Origin of the sequence: Planktotalea sp. (genome assembly GCF_965659345.1) — a bacterium.
Classification (GTDB): Bacteria; Pseudomonadota; Alphaproteobacteria; order Rhodobacterales; family Rhodobacteraceae; genus Planktotalea.
The window spans coordinates 279,552-285,551 of the sequence record NZ_CBFHVK010000001.1; the positions used below are offsets into that span (position 1 = coordinate 279,552).

Annotated in this window: 5 protein-coding genes; all 5 read right to left on the reverse strand. The window is 55.6% G+C overall.

Translation table 11 applies throughout. The features are described 5' to 3' along the window. Positions 1 to 72 precede the first annotated feature (72 nt). Complete coding sequence (locus ACTG3Z_RS01450; protein ID WP_375267241.1) at positions 73 to 1,740, reverse strand: acyl-CoA synthetase; 1,668 nt, start codon at positions 1,738 to 1,740, stop codon at positions 73 to 75. A 3-nt stretch (positions 1,741 to 1,743) separates the two neighbouring features. Continuing rightward, positions 1,744 to 2,544, reverse strand: a complete 801-nt coding sequence (locus tag ACTG3Z_RS01455) for an enoyl-CoA hydratase (RefSeq protein WP_375267242.1) — start codon at positions 2,542 to 2,544, stop codon at positions 1,744 to 1,746. A gap of 20 nt (positions 2,545 to 2,564) precedes the next feature. Continuing rightward, the gene (locus tag ACTG3Z_RS01460; protein WP_375267243.1) at positions 2,565 to 3,014 is read right to left on the reverse strand and encodes an OsmC family protein; all 450 of its coding nucleotides are present in this window, start codon (positions 3,012 to 3,014) and stop codon (positions 2,565 to 2,567) included. A gap of 27 nt (positions 3,015 to 3,041) precedes the next feature. Then, entirely contained in the window at positions 3,042 to 4,181 is a 1,140-nt protein-coding gene (locus ACTG3Z_RS01465; RefSeq protein ID WP_375267244.1) for a glycine cleavage T C-terminal barrel domain-containing protein, read from the reverse strand. A 163-nt stretch (positions 4,182 to 4,344) separates the two neighbouring features. Then, positions 4,345 to 4,836 (reverse strand): Lrp/AsnC family transcriptional regulator, encoded by a 492-nt coding sequence (locus ACTG3Z_RS01470; RefSeq protein ID WP_439140869.1) that lies wholly within the window; start codon positions 4,834 to 4,836, stop codon positions 4,345 to 4,347. Positions 4,837 to 6,000: the final 1,164 nt, after the last annotated feature.

Sequence of the window (6,000 nt, forward strand, 5' to 3'; positions counted from 1 at the left end):
TTTAGGTGTTCCTAGCCTGTAAGTGCAGAATTTGAGGGTTGCCCATCCCGATAGGCACAGAAAAACTCCGGCTTATTTAGCCGGAGACTTTTGATCTGCAGTTGCGTTCTGTGCGATACCTTTGGCTTGTTCGCGCAAGATAAACTTCTGAATCTTCCCGGTAGACGTACGAGGGATCGGCATGAATACGAACTGTCCAGGTACTTTGTAGGGTGCAAGCTGCTTTTTGCACCATACGCGCAAGGTGTCCGCATCCACTGTTTCACCCGCGCCCAATTCCACAAAAGCACAGGGCGTTTCGCCCCATTTCTCATGTGGCATGGCAACCACGGCAGCGATCTCGACTGCGGGGTGACGGTAGAGGGCTTCTTCCACCTCGATGGACGAGATATTTTCTCCGCCCGAAATGATGATATCCTTAGATCGGTCTTTGAGTTGGATATAGCCGTCTGGATGACGCACGCCCAGATCGCCGGAATGGAACCACCCACCAGCGAACGCCTCTTGCGTGGCTTTCGGGTTCCGGAAATAGCCCTTCATGACGACATTGCCGCGAAACATGACTTCGCCCATTGTTTTAGCGTCGCGTGGCACAGGCAACATGGTTTGGGGGTCGAGCACATCAAGGCCTTCAAGCGGCAGATAGCGCACGCCTTGACGCGATTTCAGCGTCGCCTGTTCGACGGGCGGAAGGTCCGACCAGTCCTGATGCCAGTCATTCACCACGGCAGGACCGTAGGTTTCTGTCAGCCCGTATAAATGCGTCACATCAAAGCCTGCGGTTTTCATATCGGCCAGCAGCTTTTCGGGTGGCGGGGCGGCGGCTGTGAAGAATTGCACGGTTTGGTCGAGCTTGCGCTTTTCTTCCTCGGGTGCCGAGATCATCAGAGACATGACAATGGGTGCCCCGCAGAGGTGTGTGACGCCCTCATCCGCCAAGGCTGTCCAGATTGGCTCTGCCCGCACTTGCCGCAGGCAGACGTGGGTCCCGATGATCGCCGAGAGAGTCCACGGGAAACACCATCCGTTGCAATGAAACATCGGCAGGGTCCAAAGATAGACCGCGTGTTTTGCCATCGACGTAGTAAGCGCATTGCCCTGTGCCAACAAATAAGCGCCGCGATGATGCGAAACGACACCCTTGGGATCGCCAGTTGTACCGGAGGTGTAATTGATGGAAATCGCGTCCCATTCGTCGAGCGGCATGAGCCAGTCGAAGACAGGATTACCCGTCGACAAGAACGCCTCATAATCCTGAGCATCAGTCGTAGTTGCAGGCGCGGTGAATGCGGCATCGTCGTATTGGATCACAAGCGGCGTCACCGTTGTCAGCGCAAGCGCATCTTGCATCAGGGGCATGAATTCACGGTCAACGATGACAATTTTGGACATGGCGTGATCCAGCTGAAACGCAATCACCGACGCATCAAGGCGCGTGTTTATAGAGTGCAAAACACCCCCGCACATGGGTACACCGTAGTGGCACTCCAGCATCGCGGGCGTATTGGCCAGCAAGGCTGATACCGTATCGCCGCGCCCGATGCCCTGCTGTGCCAAAGCGGAAGCCAGCTGGCATGATCGAGCGTAAAAATCCGCGTAGGTGCGCCGGAGCGCACCATGCACGATTGCTGTATGATCAGGGAAGACCGAGGCCGCCCGTTCCAGAAATGTTAGCGGCGTCAGCGGCTGGTGGTTTGCAGGATTGCGGTCAAGATCGGTGTTGTAGGGGTTTGTCGTCATGGTTCAGGCGTCTTGCCATTGGGGCGCGCGCTTCTCGATAAAGGCATCGATGCCTTCACGCGCGTCTTGCGCCAGCATGTTATCGACCATCACACCGGAGGCGTAGTCGTAAGCGTCAGGCAATGTCATTTCGCGCTGTGCGTAGTAGGCGCGTTTGCCCGTGGCGAGCGTCATGCTGGATTTCGACGCAATCTTGCGCGCCATTTCCATCGTGGCCTCTTGTAGCGCTTGCGGGGCCGCAACGCGGTTCAAAAGGCCAATCTCTGCGGCCCGCACAGCGGACGTCATATCGCCCACGAGCAGCATCTCCATCGCGTATTTGTCAGCGACATTTCGCGACAGGGCCACCATGGGAGTGGAGCAAAATAGCCCGATATGCACGCCTGGGGTGCTGAATTGCGCCGTGTCCGCCGCGATCGCCAGATCACAGCTTGCCACCAACTGGCAACCTGCGGCTGTGGCAACGCCAGTCACTTCGGCGATCACGGGTTTGGGGCAATTCACGATGCCTTGCATCACGCCCGCGCACATCGCCATAACATGTGCAAAATACGCCTTCCCACCATCCTCTTGCGAGCGCCCTGCGGTCATTTCCTTGAGGTCGTGGCCCGCGCAAAATGCAGGGCCATTGGCTGCCAAGACAACGACCCTCACCTGTGGATCAGCCCCTGCATCGGCAAACGCAGACCCTAATGCCGCAAGCATCGCCTCTGACAAGGCATTGCGGCGCGCCACGTCGTTCAAGGTCAGGCGTAGAATGCCGTTTTCGTCCAGATTGGTGAACAGAATGTCAGATGTGGTCACGGGGCTTGTCCTTTTGGGTGCTAAAGAATGTTGATCTCGACGCTGTCGGCCAAAGTGTTCGCAATAAAGCAATAGCGGTGGGCGCGGTCCTGCATCTGTGCGAGCTCCTCGTTACTCACCGAAAAGCCGGTGTCGAAACGCACCACAGGATGCAGGTCGATCCGCGTCACAGACATCTGGGCCTTGGGGTTTTTACCCAAATGGGCCTCGGCATAGTCGTGGTAACTGGCCACCGGCCAACCCGCTTTTGCCGCCAGCGCCAGAAAAGTCATCATATGGCAACTCGACAGGGCCGAGGCGAGCGCTTGCTCCGGATTTGTGTTGTCCGGATTTCCGCCCCAATCAGGGGCGGAATCCACAGGCAAGTCGTAGCGGTTGTTGTATTGCACCGTGTGCTCGTTTGAATAAGCACCCGTTTGCAACACGGGACTGGCGCGCTGCCAATGCAGCTCGATCGCAAGGTCTGACATGTCTGTCTTCTTTCGTTCTGGAGGGCGTCAAGCGGCCGCGATTTGCTTTTTTGGATCATAGAACGGGCGCTCGCAGATCGTCGCGCGCACGGGGCCGGACTGTGTGACGACCTCGACCTGTGCGCCGATGTTTGCGTGTTCTGCCGACACCATAGCCAGAGCGATGTTCTGTTCCAAACGTGGGGAATAAACTGCGGATGTGACCTTACCGATTGGCGCGCCGTCCAAATTGATTTCCCAGAACGTCGTGTTAGGACCGGTGAGCGGGGCACCCTCGATGATCAGGCCGATCTGCTTACGGCTGACACCTTCTTCCTTGATACGGCGCAGCGCAGCTTTGCCAATGAAATCAGCCTCCATGTCGAGGTTGACCAACCGGTCAAAGCCGAGCTCATAGGGGTTGGTGCTCATGTCAGCGTCGGCATGATAGGACAGCATCCCGCCTTCAATGCGGCGAATGGAGGATGTGTGCCCTGGCTTAAGGTCAAATTCCAGACCCGCGGCCATGATGGTCTCCCACAGCAAATCGCCCTTGGAGCCGTCACGCAAATAGATTTCATACCCCAGCTCACTCGACCACCCCGTGCGGGACACGATCAGCGGGATGCCGTGCAATTCGACCTCGCGAAGCCAATAATAGCGCAGGTCCATGATGTCGTCGCCAAAGAGCGCTTGCATGATCTCGCCAGACTTGGGGCCTTGCAATTGGAGCGGCGATACATCCGGTTCGCTAATGGTGACATCAAGGCCAGAGTTGATCGCAACACCCTGTGCCCACAAAAGGATGTCGCTGTCAGCCAATGAAATCCAGAAATGGTTCTCGGCAAGGCGCAGCAGGATAGGATCGTTTAGAATACCGCCATCGGCATTGGTGATCAGGATGTATTTGCACTGGCCCACGGCCATCTTGGACAGATCACGGCAGGTCAGCATCTGGGTGAACTTGGCCGCGTCTGGGCCGGTGATTTCAACCTGACGCTCAACAGCCACGTCACACAGGATCGCCTCATTCACGAGGTTCCAGAAATTTTGCTCGGGGTCACCGAAATCACGTGGGATATACATGTGGTTATAGACGGAAAACCCTTGCGCTCCCCAACGCACCGTTGCGTCAAAATAGGGCGACTTGCGGATCTGTGTGCCGAAACCGAAATCATCTGCTTGCATTGATAGGTCCTCCGTTTTGTCCGTGATCTTTATGATCAAAGACTGTCAAAATCTCTGCGAGATATAGTTCAGGATGGGCCATGAATGTGGTCTGAAGGTTCCGAATTCTGAGACCAAGCGGGCCGTTTTTCTGGCCGTAACAGGACCGTTTGGGCCGAATTGACTATTTCGGGTTTGCGGCGGCTAGTTTTGCGATGTTCGGCAAGCCCGATTTCACCTGTCGCGTGGCAAAGTGGGTCATGTAGCGGTCAATCCCAAGATCTTCGGCGTGAAAATCTTCCATCAAGTCTTGAAACGCAGCAAGGCTGGGGCTGATAACCTTCATGATGTAGTCGACCCCGCCACCGGTGGCGATACAGTCGATGATCTCGTCGCGACTGTTGATGAAAGCCTCAAAGCGTTCAAAATCCGCCTTTCGATGGCGGCTCAGGGAGACTGTCACAATCACTTGGGCGAAATCAGCCAGCCTGCCCAGCTCAATATCGGCGTGATAGCCTCGAATGTATCCAGCCGCCTTCAATCGGCTAAGGCGCGCCCAGCAAGGTGTCGCCGAGAGGCCGCTTACCTCTGCGAGCTTTGCCTTGCTCAATTGCCCATGCTTTTGGAGCGCACTCAGAATGCGGATGTCTGCGGCATCAAGGGCAAGCTTCTTCATTCAGTGGTGTCTCTTATAGTCTGAGTGCAGAGGCAAATCCTGCGCCGCCGCGCTATGCTTTTGGGTGTACCTAACCTATAGAGCAACACTGTGCCGCAATTTTTGCGACTAAAACAAGCGATTCAACGTCTAGTCCAAGCGTGCGCACCAACGGCATACCCCATTCGGTCTGACGTTGCTCCATTTGTTGTGGTCAAGATGGTATGATAGATTTTCATGAGATCGGTACTATGACTATTGGATTTGGAGAAATAGCCTGTGCGCCAAATTGAGTGGCCGCTCTGGTGACATCCGCTGCGGTTCAAAAAAGCACACCGCTGCGAATGCGCACAAATGCTACGTGAAGCCATATCGCAACAAAAAATTTGGGAAAGCCCCGCGACATGTGAGTTCGCGTCCCGCGCAGCGAAAGGTCAGTTTTAGATCCGACGCGCTTGATCCGTTTGAACGGTCGCGTCGGTGAAGTTCGCGGCAGTGCCGCCAGCGCTCTGCGGCAACTGCAAGCGAATGCTGCGTCAGCAATAGCCGCAACTGCACAAGTCCGGTTGGTCCGCACTGTGTGAGTTCATGCAAGCCGCAGCGAACGGCACGTATTCCCGAGCCAGTCGTTGGTGCACAACGCGGCTAAGGTCGGCTGGGTGCGGAGCAATCAGCCATCGGGTGGGGGTAGGGTGACGCATATGACGCTTCTTCTTACTGCGCGCTCTATTCAAAAAAACATATTTTCTAATGAATATATTTTTTCACCATAGGCCGTGCAGTAGAAATATGCGTCACCAGCGTCACCAGGGAGCATTTTGTATCTGACCGCGATCGCTTTGCCATGTGATGGACTTACCCTCGATCTTCGCTGAGGCGCGCTTTATGCAAGACGATAAGTATGCGTGGAGACTGTCATACTAGAGAGGACTTTCGCTGCGGCTTAACGAAGGGGGGCTACCCGACGTAGCTCTCAAGCTGTTCGCGGACTGGAAGGTTGGCCTTTGGGCGGGAAGCTGACCTTCGCGTCAAAGCGGCATCAAATCGCCACTATGGGTAAAGCGGACATTGAAGGAACGCAACTCTAGGGTGCGAAAGGATCACTCCATTTTCGCGAAGATTGAAACGCAGTCCTTTTCGAGACCTACATCCAGTTTGGCTCGCCCTGTTCCATGCCGGTAGCTT

Bases quoted from the DNA above. Each gene is read 5' to 3' on its own strand.
- ACTG3Z_RS01450 (WP_375267241.1), bottom strand. From the start codon at position 1,740: ATGACGACAAACCCCTACAACACCGATCTTGACCGCAATCCTGCAAAC.
- ACTG3Z_RS01460 (WP_375267243.1), bottom strand. From the start codon at position 3,014: ATGTCAGACCTTGCGATCGAGCTGCATTGGCAGCGCGCCAGTCCCGTG.
- ACTG3Z_RS01465 (WP_375267244.1), bottom strand. From the start codon at position 4,181: ATGCAAGCAGATGATTTCGGTTTCGGCACACAGATCCGCAAGTCGCCC.
- ACTG3Z_RS01470 (WP_439140869.1), bottom strand. From the start codon at position 4,836: ATGAAGAAGCTTGCCCTTGATGCCGCAGACATCCGCATTCTGAGTGCG.